This window comes from Sorangium sp. So ce185 (assembly GCF_051526825.1).
GTDB lineage: Bacteria > Myxococcota_A > Polyangia > Polyangiales > Polyangiaceae > Sorangium > Sorangium cellulosum_D.
The window spans coordinates 5,567,126-5,583,361 of record NZ_CP150316.1; the positions used below are offsets into that span (position 1 = coordinate 5,567,126).

The following is a 16,236-nucleotide window of genomic DNA, read 5'->3' on the forward strand; positions in this document are numbered from 1 at the left end:
TCGTTGACGTGATGCGGGGAGACGGGTAAACGGCCCGCTCCATGGGACTGACCCGTGATGCCGTCTTCTTCGACGCGCTGGCCAACCACGCGCAGCGGAGCGTCGCGGCAAGCGAGCTCCTCCTGGAGATGCTCGACCAGCTCGACGAGGCGCCGGCGCTGGCGAGGCGGATCTCCGACCTCGAGGACGAAGGCGACAAAATTACCCACGGATGTCTGGCCGCCCTCCACCAGACCTGGATCACCCCGCTCGATCGCGAGGAGATCCACGCGCTCATCACCCGGCTCGACGACGTCCTCGACTGCATCGAGGCGGCGAGCGTGCGGATCGTGCTCTTCGAGGTCGGCAGCGCCCTCCCGGAGGCGCGGCAGCTCGCGCAGGCGGTGGTCGACTCGTGCACCGCCATGAGCTCCGCCGTCCAGTCGCTCAGGGACCTGAAGCGGCAACCGAACCTCCTCGAGCTCTGCGTCGAGATCAACAAGCTCGAGAACGCGGCCGACGGCCACTATCGCACGGCGCTGGCGGCGCTCTTCAAGAAGGGGAACGACCCGCTGCTCGTGATGAAGTGGCGAGACATCTACGACCTCCTGGAGAACGCGACGGACCGCTGTGAGGACGTCGCGAACATCATCGAGGGCATCGTGCTCGAGCACGCATGACAACCTACATCCTCGCCATCCTCGTGATCGCGCTGGTGTTTGACTACATCAACGGCTTTCACGACGCCGCGAACTCGATCGCGACCGTCGTCTCGACGCGCGTCCTGTCGCCCCGCACCGCGGTCATCTGGGCCGCCGCCTTCAACTTCATCGCGTTCGCCCTGTTCGAGCCCACGGTCGCGCGCAACATCGCGAAGGGGGTCGAGCCGGCGTTCATCACCCCGAACGTCATCCTGGGCGGCCTGCTCGGCGCGATCATCTGGAACCTGCTCACCTGGTGGTGGGGGCTGCCGTCGTCGTCGTCGCACGCGCTCATGGGCGCGTTCGCGGGGGCGGCGGTGAAGAGCGCGGGGCGGCTGTCGGTGCTCGACGCGACGGTCTTCGGCAAGACGGCGGCGTTCATCCTGGTGTCGCCCCTGCTCGGCGCGATCATCGGGTTCTCGCTCATGCACGGCATCCGGCTGCTCGCCAAGGGCTGGACGCCCGGCAAGGTGAGCTCCCGGTTCCGCCGGCTGCAGCTGCTCTCCGCCGCCGCCTACTCGCTCGGGCACGGCGGCAACGACGCCCAGAAGACGATGGGCATCATCACGGCGCTCCTCATCTCCGCCGGCCTCCAGGAAGGCGGCCACGAGCCGAAGCCGATGCTCTGGGTCGTGCTCGTCTGCCACGCCGCGATGGGCCTCGGCACGCTCTCCGGCGGCTGGCGCATCGTGAAGACGATGGGCATGAAGATCACGAAGCTGAAGCCGGTGGGCGGCTTCGCCGCCGAGACGGCCGGCGCGGCGACGCTGTTCAGCGCCACGGCGCTCGGCATCCCCGTGAGCACGACCCACACGATCACGGGCGCGATCGTCGGCGTCGGCGCCACCAGCGGGCGCCTCTCCACCGTCCGCTGGGGCGTCGCCGGCCGCATCGTCTGGGCCTGGATCTTCACGATCCCCGCCTCGGCCATCCTCGCCGCCACCGTCTACACCGTCGCGCGCCTCATCAGCGGCGTGCCCTGACCGCCTGGCCGGGCGCGGCGGCTCGCCGCGCCGGCGCTCCCGGCGCCTTCGCCCGGCGCGGCGAGGGCTTACGGAGCCCGCCCCGCGTCCCCATAGCGCGGCCATGCGGGCGCTGGTGACGGGGGCGGCGGAGGCGCAGGGCGGGGCGATCGCGCGGGCGCTGCTCGCCCGAGGGCACCGCGTGCGCGCCTTCTCCCGCGGGCCCGACGACCCGGGCGCGGCGCGGCTCATCGAACTCGGCGCCGAGGTCGTCCAGGGGAGCCTCGACGAGCCGCGCGCGGCCGCGCGCGCGGCGGCCGGCGTCGACGCGGTCTTCGCCGTGGGCGCGCCGCTCGACGGCGGCCCCGGCGCCTGGGACGCCGAGGTGCGGCGCGGGCTCGCCGCCGCCGAGGCGGCCAGGGCCGCCGGCGGCGCGCACCTCGTCTACGCCTCGGCCGCCGGCGCCGACCGGGGCACGGGGATCCCCCAGCTGGAGAGCAAGGCGGCCGCCGAGCGGCGCATCGCCGCGCTCGGCGTTCCCTGCACGATCCTCGCGCCCGTCCACCTCATGGAGGACCTGCTCTCGCCCGCGGCGCTCCTCGGCCTCCAGCGCGGCGTCTACGCCGTCCCGCTCCCGGCGGGCTGCCGGCTCCAGCAGCTCGCCGCCGACGACCTGGGGCGGTTCGCGGCGCTCGTGCTCGAGCGCCGGCGCGACTTCCTCGGGCGCCGCGTCGAGCTCGCGTCCGACGAGCTCACCGGCGCCGAGGCCGGCGCGGCGCTGTCCCGCGTGGCCGGCCGCGAGATCCGCTACGCCGAGGTGCCGCTCGCCGAGGTGCGCGCGCGCAGCGAGGGCCTCGCCGCGATGTTCCGCTGGCTCGCCCGCGGCGGCCCCGGCGTCGACATCGCGGCCCTCCGCGCCCTGTCCCCGGAGGTCGGGTGGCGGCGCTTCGAGGACTGGGCGCGCGAGCACCTCGCGGGCGCGCTCACCCGCGCGGTCGCCTGAGAGCCGGCGCGGCTCAGCCGTGCGACCCGGGCGCGCGGCTCGTCCGGCCGCCCCCGAGGCTGATGAAATGGTCGAGGATCCAGGTCTTGAAGCGCTGCAGGTCGAGCCGATCGAGCAGCGGCAGGAACGCGCGCTCGACCCCGTCCTCGCGGCGGATGGAGGCGAAATCCAGCACGCCGACGTCGTTCGCGGCCAGCACGTACGGCATCACCTCGGTGCGCCCCTCGTCGAAGGCCGAGAGCAGCAGCGACGCCTTGAGGAACGCGGCCGACACGTCGAGGAAGGCGGGGCGGATGCCGCGGATGTACCGGCTGAACGGCTCCGCGATGACGCGCTTGTCCGGCGTGTCGCGGAGCCCCGCGCCCTCGAGCTGCTGCTTCAGGAACACGCTCGCCGACACGCCGGGGTGCTCCTTGCGGCGGCGCTCGGCCTCGTAGCCCTCCGCGACGATCACGAGCGCGTAGTCGGCGCGCCCGAGGCCCTCGGCGAGCTCGCCCAGCACGTCCTGGGGGAAGCGGAAGAAGGGGAGCACGATGAGGTGCGCGCGCGCCGCCACCGCGCAGTGCAGCGCGTGCCGCCCGCTGCGGTTGCCCATCATCTCGAGGATGTAGATGCGCTTGTGCGTGTACGCGTCCTCGTAGAGCCCGCGCGCGATGTTGGCGCCCGTCTCCACGCCCGACAGGAAGCCGATCGCGCGATCGCCCTCCAGGTCGTTGTCGATGGAGACGTTGACGAAGCCGGACTGCGGGCGAACCTCGAACTCGTCGAGCCACGCCTTGATGCCCTCGAACGTGCCGTTGCCGCCGACGCAGATGAGGTGCGTGAACCCCTGCTCCTTGAACGTCACGGCGGCCTGCTTGCGCTTCTCGCGATCGAGGAAGCCGGTGTAGCGCTCGCTCCGGAAGTCGCTGCCGGCGTCGAGCACGCGCCGCCCCATCGAGCGCGCCGGGATGCCCTGCGCGAGCAGGGAGTAGCGCTGGCGGCGGCTCATGATGAGGCGCTCGAAATGGGGCTGGGCGCGCGCGTCCGCGGTCAGGGAGCGGAAGCCCTCGGTCGCGGCCCACACCTCGAAGCCTCGTCGCGCCGCCTCCTCGGTCAGCGCGACAGCGACCGAGGAGTAGCCGGGGGCATTGCCGCCGTCGAAGACGAGCAGCAGGCGCTTGTCCGATGCCGGAAGGGTGTCGGGACGTCCGAACTCGACGATGCTGGTCATGGCGCCGGCCTTCTACCACGCGACGCCCGCGTTGGCCGAGCGATTGTCACGCGTTCGAAGCCGTCGCCCGGCGACGCTGGGCGTCGACCGATCGTGCCGCGCCGCGTGGTGTCGGGCGAGCACGCCGCGTCGACGAGCGACGCGGCGGCGGCGAGCGACGCGGCGGCGCGCCGCTCACCCCGTGTTCCGCATGCCGGCAGCGATGCCGTTCAGCGTGAGCAGGAGCGAGCGATCGCGATCGGAGTCCCCGCCGCGGCTCGCCCGCAGGAGCTCGACTTGCAGGAATGAAAGGGGGTCGACGTAAGGATTGCGCAGCGAGATGGACCGCTGGAGCGTCGGGTTGCTGTCGAGCAGCCGCCGGTTGCCCGTGAGCCGCTTGAGCCACGACCGCGTCAGCCGGTACTCGGCGATGATCCTCGGCGCGACCGCCTTCCGCGCCGCGGCCGGCGCGAGCTCGGCGTAGCCCGCGAAGATGTTCATGTCGGCCTTCGCGAGCACCATCTCGACGTTGTCGATGACCGCCCGGAAGAACGGCCACGACGCCATCATCTCCTTCAGCAGCTCCGCGCCCTCGGGCCGCTGGCCCATCGCCTCCAGGCCGCTGCCGACGCCGTACCAGCCCGGGAGGATCGCCCGGTTCTGCGTCCACGCGAAGACCCACGGGATCGCGCGGAGCGACTCGAGGCCGCCCGCGCGCCGCTTGCTCGGGCGCGAGCCGAGCGGCAGGCGCGCGATCTCGTCGATCGGGGTCACCGCCGTGAAGAACTCCACGAACTTGGGCTCCTCCCAGACGAGCCCGCGGTAGACGCGGCGCCCCGTCTCGGCGAGCTCGTCGAACGCGGCGGCGTAGCGCAGCTCGGACGCGGTGGGCGGCCGCGGCTGCGCGCCCAGCGTGTGCAGGATGACGCCGCTGAGCATGAGCTCCAGCGTGCGCATCGCGAGCTCGGGCCGGGCGTACTTGTGGTCGAGCGCCTCGCCCTGCTCCGTCGCCTTGTAGCGGCCGCCGACGCTGCCGGCCGGCAGGGCGAGCAGCGCCTGGTGCGCCGGGCCGCCGCCGCGCGCCACCGACTCGCCGCGGCCGTGGAAGACGCGGAGCGGCAGCTCGGCCTCGGCGGCGATCTTCGGCAGCGTCTCCTGCACGCGCCGGAGCGCCGCGCTCGCCGCGAGCAGGCCGACCTCCTTGCCGGAGTCGCTGTAGCCGATCATCACCTCCTGCACGCCGCGGGCGAGGACGTGCGGGCGGTACTCCGGGTGGGCGAGCAGCGCGCGCAGGATCCGCGCGCTGTCGTTCAGCGCGCCGAGCGACTCGAACAGCGGGACCACGTCGATGCGCGCGCACGAGCGGGCCTCGTCCCACAGCCCGGCGGCCTTCGCGCACGCGAGCGCGGCGAGGACGTCGTTCTCGCTATGGGTCATCGACAGGACGAGCGTGCGGCACGCCGACTCGCCGCTGTCGCGCTGGGCGGCGGCGATCCGCTGGAGCGCCTCGAAGACGCGGCGCGCCTCCGGCCCCATCTGCGCCGGCTCGATCCGGCCCTCCGCGACCTCGGCCGCCGCGGCGCGGGCGTCCTCGGCGGGGGCGCGCATCTCGAGCTCGGCTAGCGCGAACCCGAGCGCGCGCACCTGCGACAGGAGCGCGCGGGCGCGCCGCTCGCCGGAGTGCCCGGAGCGCGCGGCGCGGAGGCTGTCGGCGACGAGCGCGAGGTCGCGCTCGAGCTCCGCGGGCTCGCGGTACGGGGCGGCGAGCGTCGGCTCCTCCGGGCGCACGAACGCGCGCCCCTCGCGCGCGGGGCCCTGGCCGTAGCGCGCGCGGGCCTCGGCGCGGCCGTGCTCGGCGTGCTCCAGCGTGGCGGTGAGGCGCGCCTCGATGAAGCGCAGCTTGCGGCGCCACGGCTCACCCTCGGTGCGCGGCCCGAAGTGCGCGGCCACCTCCGGCATCGCGGCGGCGTCCTCCTCGATCGAGGCGAGCAGCCAGGGCGGCGGCGTCACGTGCCGGAGCGACTGCGACAGCGCGCCGCCGAGCTCGCGCGCGGCGCGGATGAGCCGGCGCAGGCCGCGGATGCGGTAGGCGAACAGCGCGTCCTCGAGCACGGCGGGCACGACCAGCGGGTTGCCGTCCATGTCGGCGCCGACCCACGAGTGGATGCGGAGCGGCACGAACTCGGCGTCGAGCGGCTCGCCGTACGCGGCCTCGAACGCGCGCCCGATCGCGGCGGGGAGCTCGGGGAGCAGGTCCCAGAGGATCTCCTCGATGTACCAGGCGACGTTCTTCACCTCGTCGCCGACGGTGGGCCGATCGCGGCGCACCTCGTCGGTCTGCCAGAGCGCGGTGATCTCCTCGCGGATCTCGGCGAGCTTCTTCGCCGACTCGTCCGGCGTGAGCTTGCAGCGGTCGCGCTCCTCGAGGTTGCGCGCGATGCGGTAGAGCTTCTCGAGGACGGTGCGCCGCGCGGCCTCGGTCGGGTGCGCGGTGAGGGTGAGCGTGACGTCGAGCGAGCGGAGCGCGGCGCGCACGCGCTCCGCGGGCACGCCCGCGTCCTTGAGCGCGCGCATCGCGGCCTCGAGCGAGCCGCGCTGCGGGCGCGCGTCGGGGTCGGTCGCGTACGCGCGCGCGCGGCGGATGCGGTGGTGCTGCTCCGCCAGGTTGACGAGGCGGAAGTAGACGGTGAACGCGCGGATGACGGGCTCGATGCGATCGTGCGGCAGGCTCGCGAGCAGCTTGCTGAGCTCCGCCTCCGCGTGCGCGCGCCCGTCGCTCGGGCCGCGACGCCTCCGGATGGCGAGCGTGCGGATGCGCTCCTCGAGCGCGAAGAGATCTTCTCCCTCCTGCTCGATCAGCACTTCACCGAGCAGGCGGCCAAGCAGGCGAACTTCTTTACGAAGAGGTCGATCGACCTCGCGGCGACGCGGCGGCATGCGGCGAGCCTAGCGCGACGCGGCGTAAAACGGACCACCGAGTGTGGCCCGGGCGGACTGTCGGGCGCTCCCGGGGGGAAGGTGATGGAGCTCACCGGCGGCGCGAGAGCGCGGCCGGGGTGCCGGGGCAGGGGGGGCGAGGGCGCTCGCGGCGGCCGCGGACGCGCCGGGAGCGCCCTGGCGGGCGGCAGCGGGGTGCCGGCTGAGCTCGCGAGGGCCTCTGTTTGAGAAGAAAGATTTCACGTGAAGATAAAAGTCGTGAGAATGATTGATCTTTATCTTGCGTTTCCGTCCGACGTCGCGGGGGTAGCGCGTCCGATCGGGCGCTCGTGGTGAGGCGGGAGCGGAAGCGGGTGGGCGGGGAGCCCGGCCCTCGAGGCGCCCAGTGCGCACGGGTAGGCAGACAGGCAGACAGGCGGGCAGGCAGGCAGGGGCGCAGCCAGGGCAGGCGAGGCAGGCGCCGCGAGGTCGATGCTCCCGGGCCTTTCGAGGCCGCGCCGAGCTCGTGTACGCTCCGGCGGATGGCCGATGACGTCTTCGGGATCGTCGGCACGACCCAGGGGGCGTTCAAGGTGGAGCGGGTCGTCGCCGAAGGGGGGTTCGGCGTCGTGTACCGCGCGTACCATGAGGCGTTCCGCGCGCCGGTCGCGCTGAAGTGCCTCAAGGTCCCCGGGACGCTGCCCGAGGAGCTGCGCGCGCAGTTCCTCGACAAATTCCGCGAGGAGGCGGAGCTCCTGTTCCGCCTCTCGGCGGCGATCCCCGCCGTGGTCCGGCCGCTGCACCACGACGTGATCTCGACCGCGGGCGGCGTCTTCGTCCCGTTCATCGCGCTGGAGTGGCTCGAGGGCAGCACGCTCGCGAGCCACATCGCCGCCCGCGCTGCAGAGCGGCGGCCGCCGCTCTCGCCGATCGAGGTGATCCGGCTGCTCACCCCGGTGGCGCGGGCGCTCGAGGCGGCGCACCGCTTCCCCGGGCCGAGCGGCCCCACGTGCGTGGTGCACCGCGATCTCAAGCCGGCCAACATCTTCCTCGCCCAGACCCACGGCGCCGAGGTCGTGAAGATCCTCGACTTCGGGATCGCCCGCGCCCGCGACGCCGCGACGGTCATGGCCGGCCAGACCGCGACCACGTCGGGCGGCCTCTCGACGGCGTTCACGCCCGCGTACGGCGCGCCCGAGCAGTGGGCGCCGAAGCGCTTCGGCAAGACGGGCCCGTGGACCGACGTCTGGGGCCTCGCGGTCACCGCGGTCGAGGCGCTCGCCGGCCGCGAGATCATCGCCGGGGATCACGTCGCCATGATGGGCACGGTGCTCGACGAGAAGCGCCGCCCCACCCCGAGGAGCGAGGGCGTCCTCGTGCCCGACGCGCTCGAGGGCGCCTTCCGGCGCGCGCTGGCCGTGGATCCGCGCGATCGCTTCCGGGACCTCGGCGCGTTCTGGGACGAGGTCGAGCAGGCGCTCGGGCTCCCGCAGAGCGCGCCGCCGATCGCGCTGCCCGGCCGCGGCCCCGCGCCGCCCGGCGCCCGCCGCCCCTCGGCGTCGCCCGCGGCCGCGCGAGCCACGCGCGCGCTGGATCGCCCGGGCGCCGGGCTCACGTCGCCGGCGTCGTTCGCGGACGAGGCCACGCGGGAGCTCGATCTGCCGGAGCGCGGCGGCCGCCTCCCGGCGCACAGCCTGCCCACCGAGCCGGTCGTGCCGCTCGCGCTCGACTGGTCTCCCCCGGCGCCCCCGCCCTTCGCGCGGCCGTCGTACGCGCCGTCGCGGATGCCGCCCCCGATGATGGCCCGCGCGCCCGCGCGCCCCAGCCTGAGCGCCGGCGAGCTCATGGCCATGTTCGCCTTGCCCGTGCGGCTCGCGGGCGCGGCCGTCGTCATCACGCTCCTCGATCTCGGGGCCGCGTCGCTGCTCTTCGACGGCGAGCGCATCGGCGTGGGCCCGCTCCGGCTCCTCCACCTCGCGGTGGGCCTCGTGGTCCTGGGGATCGGGATCGCGGTCTTCCGGCTGTTCGCGTCGGATCGCTAGCGCGCTCCATGGCCGCGAGATCGCAGGACCTCGGCGACGCGCGATGGGACGACATCCGCATCTTCCTCGCCCTCCACCGCCACGGCAGCCTGGGCCAGGCGGGCGTGCGGCTCGGCCTCGACACCTCGACGGTGAGCCGCCGCCTGACGGCGCTCGAGGCGACGCTCGGCGCGCGCCTCTTCGATCGGACGCGCGAGGGCCTCGTCCCGACGCGCGTCGCCGAGCTCGTGCTGCCCGCGGCCGAGGCGATGGAGGCGGCGCACCGGCGCCTCGCGCGCGACGCCTCGGGCGCCGAGGCGGACGCGGAGGGCGTCGTGCGCCTCAGCGTCGCCCCCGGGTTCGCCGACTCGTTCGTCGTGCCGACGCTGGTGCGCCTCCGCGCCCGTCACCCCGGGATCCGGATCGAGCTCGACGCGTCCGTGCGCGTGCTCGATCTCACCCGGCGCGAGGCGGATCTCGCGCTGCGCTCGGTCCGGCCGGAGGGCGCGGACCTCGTCGCGACGAGGCTCGCGTCCGGGCGCTGGGTCGCCGCGGCGTCGGCGGAGGTCGCGAGGGACGCCGGCCGCGTCGAGGCGTGGGACGCCCTGCCGTGGATCACCTGGGATCGCGACCTCGCCAGCTTCCCTCCGGCGCTCTGGCTCGCGCGCCACGCCCCCGGCGCGGAGATCGCGCTGCGCACGAGCTTCTTCCGGTCGCAGATCACCGCGGCCGAGCTCGGCCTCGGCGCCGCGCTGGTCCCGGAGCCGTACCTGCGCGTGCACGCGCTCACGCCGCTCGGGTTCGCGGGCGCGCTCGAGGCGAGCGCGGCCGAGTGGCCGACCGACCACCTCTGGCTCGTCGGGCACCGCGCCCTGCGCGACGTGCCCCGCGTGTCCGCCGTGTGGAGCTTCCTGCTCGAGGAGCTCAGGTCGCGGTGAGCCGGCGCGCGGCGCTAGGGCTCGCGGCGCACGCCCGTCGAGCCGTAGCCGCCCGCGCCGCGCGCCGTGGGCGCGAGCTCGGAGACCAGGACCACGTCGGCGAGGGCGACCGGGCAGATCACGAGCTGCGCGATCCGATCGCCCCGGCTCACGGTGAACGGCTTCGCGCCGAGGTTGATCAGGACGACCTTGATCTCCCCGCGGTAATCCGGGTCGATCGTCCCGGGGGAGTTGAGCACGGTGATCCCGTGGTGGAGGGCGAGCCCCGATCGCGGGCGCACCTGCCCCTCGTAGCCGTCGGGGAGGGCGACGGCGTAGCCCGTGGGCAGGAGCTTCCGCTCCCCGGGCGCGAGCGTCACCGGCGCGTCGACCGCGGCGCAGAGATCGAGCCCGACGGCTCCCTCGGACTTGTAGGCGGGCGGCGGGACCTCGACGGATCCCACCTGGAGGAAAGGCACCTGGATGCGCACGCGCCGGAGCCTAGTTCAGCGCCCCGGCGATCCCGTCAGGATTTCCGCGATCACGGGCGCGGCAGCACCGCCTCGAGCCCCGAGCCGCGGAGCGCCTCGAGCGCCGTGTCCGACCACGCTCGCGCCCGATCCGAGAAGCCGGCCTCGACCGCACGCCGGAGCAGCTCGAGCGCGCCCTCCAGGTTTCCGTCCTTGGCGCTCGCGCGCGCGGCGCCGTAGGCGTCCTCGCTCTGGCCCGCGCGGCGGAAGATCGCCTCGTAGAGCCGCGCCGACCAGTCGAACGCGCCGTGCGCGAACGCGATCTCCGCCATCCTCCGCGCGTCGTCCTCCGAGAGCTGCTCCACGATGTCGAGCGCGACCGCGGCCGCCCGCGCCACCTCGCCTTGCTCGACGAGCACGCGGATCAGCGGCCCGGCGACCTCCTTCCGGTCGTCGCCGGCCTCGCGGGCGGCCTCCAGGACCTTGCGCGCCTGCCGGAGCTCGCCGAGCGCGAGGTGCACCGCGCCGACCAGCGCCGGATCCGGCTCGCCGTGCTTGCGCGCCTGCGCGAGCGACTCGCCCGCGCGCGTCGTGTCGCCGAGGAGCAGGTGCGACCAGCCGATGAGCTCGTGCGCCTCCCGGATCGCGCGCTTCGGCGGCGCCGGGGACTGCGCGAGCACCTCGTTCGCCAGCGCCATCGCCTCGTCCGTCCGCTCGTCCTCCACGGCCCGGCGCGCCCGCTGGAGCAGGACCGCCGTCTCGGGCGGCACCGGTTCCTCGTGGAGCGCGGCGCGCCGGCGGTTCATCGTCGGCGACGAGGCCGCCGGCTCGCTGCGGAACCGCTGCAGGCTCTGGAAGGCGGACATGACGAGGATCAGCGAGAAGAAGAAGAACCCCGCGCGGAGGAAGAAGATGGCGAGCAGGACGGCGGCGACGCCCGAGATCCCCGCCGTCAGCCGGGCCCGCCGCGGGCCGAGCGCGTGCTCGAGCACGTGGCCGCCGTCGAACGGGAGCACGGGGATCAGGTTGAGGATGCCCCACCACACGTTGACCGTGATGAGCATCTCCATCCCGCTCAGCACCATGATCGGGAGGGCGTAGAGCGCCGGGACATAGAGGAGCAGGAGGTGCAGGACGCCGGCGACGAAGAACCCGGCGAAGGGGCCGGCCAGGCTGATGATCACGTGCTGGAGCCGCCCGAGCGGCAGGAGCGACCGCCATGTCGTGGTCCCCCCCATGAAGTGCAGCGTGATCTCCGGCTCGATCCGGTGCCGCTTGATGGCGAACGCGTGACCGAACTCGTGCATGAGGACCGACAGGAAGACCACGAGGACCCACACGAGGAACTGCTGGTACTGTTCCCTGGCCAAGATCCCGAACCCGAGCAGCGCGGCGGAGAGCCAGAACCCGAGCTGGACGTCGACCGAGACTCCAAACAGACGGAAGCTCATGCGCATGTAATAAGGCCTGCGGGCCGTCTGCTCAATGATTGCCGTGCGGACGCGGCCTGCCCTAGAGTGCGCCGCGCGACCTTTTCGCGCGGCCGCGTGCCCCTCCGGCGCCTCCGGCCGCGCGCTCGACGCGGCGTTGGGAGCGAGCATGGGCAGCGGGATCCGGGTCAGGAAATGGGCGTTCGCCGGGGTTGCTGCGGCGGGCATGGCGTGCGGCGCCGCGCCGCCGCCTGGGCCGCCCGCTCCGCCACCGGACGCGCCGCCGTCCGGGGTCGCGCCGGCCCCGGCCCGCCCCCCGGAGGCCGCCGCGCCGCCTGGGCCGCCCGCGGCGTCCGCGGCCGCCGTCGCGCCGCCGCCGGCCGCGCCGCCGGAGTTCTCGGTTCCGCCCAACACGGCGGTCCTGCACATCGGCGACTCGTTCGCGCTCGCGGGCTTCGCGCAGGCGCTCCGTCCTCGGATGGAGGCGCACCGCGTCCGCTACGCGGTGAAGGCGGAGACCAGCTCGTACACGGTGACGTGGGCCTCCAGGATGGAGCTCCTGGTCGCCAACTACCAGCCGGACCTCGTGATCATCAGCCTCGGCGCCAACGAGGTCGAGAACGTCAATCCCCCGGCCCACGCCGGCGCGGTCCGGCGCATCGTCAAGGCGATCGGCGGCCGCCCGTGCGTGTGGGTCTCCCCGCCGCTCTGGCGGAAGGACACCGGGATCATCGACGTGATCCGGACCAACTCGGCGCCGTGCCGCTTCTTCGACTCCGACGCGCTGGTCCCCGGCCCCCTCCCGCGCAAGAAGGACAAGATCCACCCGAACGAGGTGGGCGGCGCGCGCTGGGCCGACGCCTTCTGGGCCTGGCTCATGGCGGAGCACCTGCCGCCGGGCGAGGGCGAGGGCGGCGAGGCGACGAAGCGCAGCCCCTGGGCGCTCCGGCCGTCCCCGCCGGAGGAGCACCGATCGCGGGCGCAGCCGCCGGAGAGCGCGCTCCAGCAGAGCGAGCCGGCCGCCGCTCGGCAGGCCGAGCGGCTCTGAATTGCTCCGGGCACGATCTCGCGCACGCGCACGCGCACGGGGATGCCAGACGAGGACGGGAGAGGGGAGACGGAAGACGGAGGACGGCACCATGGGCCGCCCGAGCGCGAAGCCCGCCGCAACCCCCTACGCCGGCGACGACGTCGCCACCCCGACCCCGCGGTGGACCAGCCCCGGATCATGCCCGAGCGCGCCCGCGATCGCCGCGCGCACGTCCCGCATGAGCCGGTTGCGCCCGCCCGCGCCGTAGGGCGCCGGATCGATCGGCGGCATGATCGTGACCACCACCCGGTGGTGCTGCTGCACCACGTAATCCTTCGCCCTCAGCACGTGCCGCGTCCCGTCGATCGCGACCGGGAGGATCGGCGTGTTCGTCTCGATCGCCATCCTGAACCCGCCGCTCTTGAACGGCAGGAGCGCGCCGGTCCGGCTCCGCGTGCCCTCCGGGGCGATCCAGACCCGCGTGCCGTCCTGGAGCATCGAGGCGCCGACCTGCAGGCTCGCGCTCGCCTGGACGTGGTCGCTCCGGTTGATCCGGATGAACCCGGCCGCCTTCATCGCCTGGCCGAAGACGGGGACGTTGAACAGCTCCTTCTTCGCGATCATCCGGAGCCGCCCCGGGATCGCCCGGAACACCACCGGGATGTCGAAGAGGCTCTGGTGATTCGACATCACCACGAACGGCCGCATCCCCGCCGCATGCTCGCGCCCGCGCACCACGAGATCCACGTCGGCGTCCTCAAGGACCTTGCGCGCCCACCAGTCCAGCCGCTCATCGCAACGCTCGAGCGTCACGCGGCCCATCATCGCGTCCACCACGGTCGGAACGCAGATCCGGGCCGTGTCGAAGATTCCCATGAACGTCGTATGAAGGCTCATCGCTCTGGTTCCGCTGGGTGAGGGGTCGCGTGCGCGCTCGCGCGATCAGGCCCTGCCGGGCGCGGCGGACGAGCGGCCCTCCGGGGGCGCCGTGCTCATCCGTCATCGGGCATGCGAACGCTTCGAGTATACCACTCAACCCGCAGCTGTGGTGCCCGTTACCGTCACCACCACGCGGCGCACGTGCGGAGAACTACGGTGCTCCCAGACATACAGGGCTTGCCATGTCCCGAGCGCGAGGCGGCCGCCGGAGATCGGGATCACCTCGCTCGATCGGGTGACGGCGCTGCGGAGGTGACCGGGCATGTCGTCGGGGCCCTCGTCGTCGTGCTCGTAGTCGCGGCCCTCCGGCGCGAGGCGCGACATCCAGCGCTCCAGATCGCGGAGGACGGCCGGATCGGCGTTCTCCTGGATGACGAGGCTCGCCGAGGTGTGCTGGAGGAACACGGCGCAGAGCCCGACGTCGACGCCGGCGCTGGCGACGACGCGCGCGACCTCGCGCGTGATGTCGACGAAACCGCGGCCGCTCGTGCGGACCTCGAGCGTGCGCTGGACGATGGTGGTCACCGCGCCATCTTAGCCGCGTTCGGCGCCGGAGCCCGGCGCGACGTCGACGATCAGCCCCCAGCTCGTCCACTGCTGGAACCAGGCGCCGACCCGCGCGCCGAGCGCCGCGCTCGCCGCCTCGCCCGCGGCCTCGCGAGCGCCCTCGGCCCCGTCGACGCCGGCGGCCACCTCCTCGCACGCCGCCACGAGCGGCACACCCCGCCCGAGCGCCTCGAGGAGCGCGAACGCCGGGGGCTCGAGCTCCTCGCACCGCATCGTGAGATCGGCGTCGCTGCGGAAGACGGCGAGCCGGACCGGGCGCGGCGCGGGCAGCGCCGGCGACCTGCCCTGCCGGAGCTCGCTTCGGAGGGCGTGCGCCGGGTAGCGGAGCTGCATCAGCGCGAGCAGCGGATGGAGAACGATCCGGGCCGTGGACCAGCCGTCCTCCGGCATGCCCGTCACCTTCGCCGGATCGAGCGGCGGCGGCGACGCGCCGTCGAACCGATCGGCGAGCGCCTGCTCGTAGCGCGCCACGTCGCGCGCGAGATCCCGCAGGGCAGGGGGGAACCCCTCATGCGCGGCCGCGAAGTCGGCGACGCGCCGCCCGAGATCGCGCAGGGTGAAGCTCGCGGGCGGGTGCGCCGCGAGGTACGCCCGGCAGAGCGCGTCGAAGCCGTCGTCGCCGAGGACGTGCGCGAGCGCGGGGAAGTCCTCGCGCAGGGCGTCGCGATGGCGCAGCCAGAACTGCCGCCGGTAGATGTCGGCCTGCTCGGCGGGCGTGAGGCGACAGCTCCCGGCGACGTGCGCGCGGCAGCGCGCGGCGAGCTCCGGGTCGTCGGGGAGCGGCGCGCCGGCCGTGAACAGGCGGGCGAGCTCGCCCATCATCGCGGCGAGCCCGGGCGGGGGCGCGGCGTCACGCGGCGCGCGCACGCGCCACCTCCTCCCGGATCGCGCGCGCCTTCTCGGCCTCGGCCGCGAGGACCTCGAACGCCGGCAGATCGTCGTCCCACTCGATCAGCGTCGAGACGTCGCCCGTGTGGCCCAGCGCGCGCCGGTACAGCGCCCACACGGGGTCGGCCACGTGATCGCTGTGGGTGTCGAGGATGTACTTGCCCTGGTCCGTATGGCCGGCGAGGTGGATCTGCACGACCCGGTGGTGGGGCACGCCGTCGATGTACGCGCCCGGATCGAAGCCGTGGTTGTGCGAGGAGACGTAGACGTTGTTGACGTCGAGCAGGATGCCGCAGTCGGCCTCCTCGACGACCGCCGAGAGGAACGCCCACTCGCTCATCCGGCTCGAGGTGAAGGTCAGGTAGCTCGACACGTTCTCGAGGGCGAGCCGCACCTCGAGGAAGTCCTGCACCACCCGCGCCCGCGCCGCGACGTGCCGCACGGCCTCGTCCGTGTAGGGCAGGGGGAGCAGGTCGTGCAGGTGGACGCCGTGCGCGCCGCTCCAGCAGAGGTGATCGCTCACCCACGGCGAGCCCACCTTGCGGAGGAGCGCCTTCAGCCGGCGCAGGTGGTCGAAGTCGAGCGGATCGGCGCTGCCGATCGACAGCGAGACGCCGTGCTGGACGAGGCGGTAGCTCGCGAGGGCGCGCTCGAGGTTGGCGATCGGCATGCCGCCGTCGACCATGAAGTTCTCGCTGATGATCTCGAACCAGTCGACCCGCGGCCGGTGCTCGAAGATGTGGCGGTAGTGCGGGATGCGCAGCCCGACGCCGACGCCGAGGTCGGGGAGCCCGAGCCGCATGCGCTCGAGGTTCGCGCGCTCGAGGGTCGCCATGGGTCACCACGCCGCGGCGACGCCCGGCCCGCATGGCCGGGCGCCGCGCGGCTCAGCGGCTCAGTGGCCGCCGCAGTCGGCCGGCTTGCAGCCGCCCTGGCCCTTGCACTCGTTCTGGCCCGCGCACCCGTGGGTGTCGCTCTTGCAGCCGCCCTTGCCCTTGCACTCGTTCTTGCCGGCGCAGCACTCCTTGGCGCCTGCCGCGGGCGCCTCGGCGGCCGCCGGCTCGGCCGGGGAGGCCCCGGTCTCGGGGGCGGGCGGCGGCGACGAGGCACAGCCCGCGAGGCCCGCCACCATGCCCGACACCGCCGTGAACGCCAACGACTTGCCCATGTCCATCGCCATCGGAGCCTCCACCTTCGTCATTCATCGAGAGCACCGAGCCC

At 73.9% G+C, this 16,236-nt stretch carries 15 protein-coding genes; 6 read left to right on the forward strand and 9 right to left on the reverse strand.

All coding sequences use genetic code 11. The annotated features are described in order from the left end of the window. Nucleotides 1–41 precede the first annotated feature (41 nt). The 3 genes from WMF26_RS20405 to WMF26_RS20415 all read left to right on the forward strand — a co-directional run bounded on the left by WMF26_RS20405 (nt 42) and on the right by WMF26_RS20415 (nt 2,645). Nucleotides 42–659, forward strand: a complete 618-nt coding sequence (locus WMF26_RS20405) for a DUF47 domain-containing protein (protein ID WP_061621730.1) — start codon at nt 42–44, stop codon at nt 657–659. Then, nucleotides 656–1,663 carry an inorganic phosphate transporter gene (locus tag WMF26_RS20410; RefSeq protein WP_061621731.1) on the forward strand — a complete coding sequence of 336 codons (1,008 nt, stop codon included), beginning with the start codon at nt 656–658 and terminating at the stop codon, nt 1,661–1,663. The genes WMF26_RS20405 and WMF26_RS20410 overlap by 4 nt, the downstream gene beginning before the upstream one ends. A gap of 103 nt (nt 1,664–1,766) precedes the next feature. Next, nucleotides 1,767–2,645, forward strand: a complete 879-nt coding sequence (locus WMF26_RS20415; RefSeq protein WP_438001690.1) for an NmrA family NAD(P)-binding protein — start codon at nt 1,767–1,769, stop codon at nt 2,643–2,645. 13 nt (nt 2,646–2,658) lie between these two features. On the opposite strand, the gene WMF26_RS20420 is transcribed toward WMF26_RS20415, so the two are convergent. Beyond that, nucleotides 2,659–3,858 carry a 6-phosphofructokinase gene (locus tag WMF26_RS20420; RefSeq protein ID WP_061622868.1) on the reverse strand — a complete coding sequence of 400 codons (1,200 nt, stop codon included), beginning with the start codon at nt 3,856–3,858 and terminating at the stop codon, nt 2,659–2,661. A gap of 174 nt (nt 3,859–4,032) precedes the next feature. Then, nucleotides 4,033–6,774, reverse strand: a complete 2,742-nt coding sequence (locus WMF26_RS20425) for a phosphoenolpyruvate carboxylase (RefSeq protein WP_438001691.1) — start codon at nt 6,772–6,774, stop codon at nt 4,033–4,035. A gap of 521 nt (nt 6,775–7,295) precedes the next feature. Between WMF26_RS20425 and WMF26_RS20430 the strand changes: the two genes are divergently transcribed. Then, a complete protein-coding gene (locus tag WMF26_RS20430) occupies nt 7,296–8,795 on the forward strand; it encodes a serine/threonine-protein kinase (protein WP_438001692.1) in 1,500 nt (499 codons plus the stop codon). Nucleotides 8,796–8,803: 8 nt separating this feature from the next. Then, a complete protein-coding gene (locus tag WMF26_RS20435; protein ID WP_438001693.1) occupies nt 8,804–9,712 on the forward strand; it encodes a LysR family transcriptional regulator in 909 nt (302 codons plus the stop codon). Nucleotides 9,713–9,726: 14 nt separating this feature from the next. Here WMF26_RS20435 and dut read toward each other — a convergent pair whose 3' ends face one another. Continuing rightward, nucleotides 9,727–10,182 (reverse strand): dUTP diphosphatase, encoded by a 456-nt coding sequence (gene dut / locus WMF26_RS20440; RefSeq protein ID WP_438001694.1) that lies wholly within the window; start codon nt 10,180–10,182, stop codon nt 9,727–9,729. Between the two features lie 50 nt (nt 10,183–10,232). Continuing rightward, nucleotides 10,233–11,612, reverse strand: a complete 1,380-nt coding sequence (locus WMF26_RS20445) for a site-2 protease family protein (protein ID WP_438001695.1) — start codon at nt 11,610–11,612, stop codon at nt 10,233–10,235. Nucleotides 11,613–11,760: 148 nt separating this feature from the next. Here WMF26_RS20445 and WMF26_RS20450 point away from each other — a divergent pair, with 148 nt between their 5' ends. Continuing rightward, entirely contained in the window at nt 11,761–12,639 is an 879-nt protein-coding gene (locus WMF26_RS20450) for an SGNH/GDSL hydrolase family protein (protein WP_438001696.1), read from the forward strand. Between the two features lie 126 nt (nt 12,640–12,765). Here the strand turns inward: WMF26_RS20450 and WMF26_RS20455 are convergent, their stop codons facing one another. From WMF26_RS20455 to WMF26_RS20475, 5 genes are all read right to left on the reverse strand, one after another. Further along, nucleotides 12,766–13,518, reverse strand: coding sequence for a lysophospholipid acyltransferase family protein (locus WMF26_RS20455; RefSeq protein ID WP_438001697.1), 753 nt, complete (start codon nt 13,516–13,518; stop codon nt 12,766–12,768). A 135-nt stretch (nt 13,519–13,653) separates the two neighbouring features. Further along, on the reverse strand, nt 13,654–14,085 hold the full coding sequence (locus WMF26_RS20460) for a secondary thiamine-phosphate synthase enzyme YjbQ (protein ID WP_061623647.1): 432 nt from the start codon (nt 14,083–14,085) through the stop codon (nt 13,654–13,656). A 9-nt stretch (nt 14,086–14,094) separates the two neighbouring features. Further along, nucleotides 14,095–14,994, reverse strand: coding sequence for an HvfC/BufC family peptide modification chaperone (locus WMF26_RS20465; RefSeq protein WP_438001698.1), 900 nt, complete (start codon nt 14,992–14,994; stop codon nt 14,095–14,097). Next, nucleotides 14,978–15,850, reverse strand: coding sequence for an MNIO family bufferin maturase (gene bufB, locus WMF26_RS20470; RefSeq protein WP_438001699.1), 873 nt, complete (start codon nt 15,848–15,850; stop codon nt 14,978–14,980). The genes WMF26_RS20465 and bufB overlap by 17 nt, the downstream gene beginning before the upstream one ends. A gap of 60 nt (nt 15,851–15,910) precedes the next feature. Next, nucleotides 15,911–16,183 carry a hypothetical protein gene (locus WMF26_RS20475; RefSeq protein ID WP_438001700.1) on the reverse strand — a complete coding sequence of 91 codons (273 nt, stop codon included), beginning with the start codon at nt 16,181–16,183 and terminating at the stop codon, nt 15,911–15,913. Nucleotides 16,184–16,236 lie beyond the last annotated feature (53 nt).

Bases quoted from the DNA above. Each gene is read 5' to 3' on its own strand.
- WMF26_RS20405 (WP_061621730.1), top strand. From the start codon at position 42: ATGGGACTGACCCGTGATGCCGTCTTCTTCGACGCGCTGGCCAACCAC.
- WMF26_RS20410 (WP_061621731.1), top strand. From the start codon at position 656: ATGACAACCTACATCCTCGCCATCCTCGTGATCGCGCTGGTGTTTGAC.
- WMF26_RS20415 (WP_438001690.1), top strand. From the start codon at position 1,767: ATGCGGGCGCTGGTGACGGGGGCGGCGGAGGCGCAGGGCGGGGCGATC.
- WMF26_RS20420 (WP_061622868.1), bottom strand. From the start codon at position 3,858: ATGACCAGCATCGTCGAGTTCGGACGTCCCGACACCCTTCCGGCATCG.
- WMF26_RS20425 (WP_438001691.1), bottom strand. From the start codon at position 6,774: ATGCCGCCGCGTCGCCGCGAGGTCGATCGACCTCTTCGTAAAGAAGTT.
- WMF26_RS20430 (WP_438001692.1), top strand. From the start codon at position 7,296: ATGGCCGATGACGTCTTCGGGATCGTCGGCACGACCCAGGGGGCGTTC.
- WMF26_RS20435 (WP_438001693.1), top strand. From the start codon at position 8,804: ATGGCCGCGAGATCGCAGGACCTCGGCGACGCGCGATGGGACGACATC.
- WMF26_RS20445 (WP_438001695.1), bottom strand. From the start codon at position 11,612: ATGAGCTTCCGTCTGTTTGGAGTCTCGGTCGACGTCCAGCTCGGGTTC.
- WMF26_RS20450 (WP_438001696.1), top strand. From the start codon at position 11,761: ATGGGCAGCGGGATCCGGGTCAGGAAATGGGCGTTCGCCGGGGTTGCT.
- WMF26_RS20455 (WP_438001697.1), bottom strand. From the start codon at position 13,518: ATGAGCCTTCATACGACGTTCATGGGAATCTTCGACACGGCCCGGATC.
- bufB (WP_438001699.1), bottom strand. From the start codon at position 15,850: ATGGCGACCCTCGAGCGCGCGAACCTCGAGCGCATGCGGCTCGGGCTC.
- WMF26_RS20475 (WP_438001700.1), bottom strand. From the start codon at position 16,183: ATGGGCAAGTCGTTGGCGTTCACGGCGGTGTCGGGCATGGTGGCGGGC.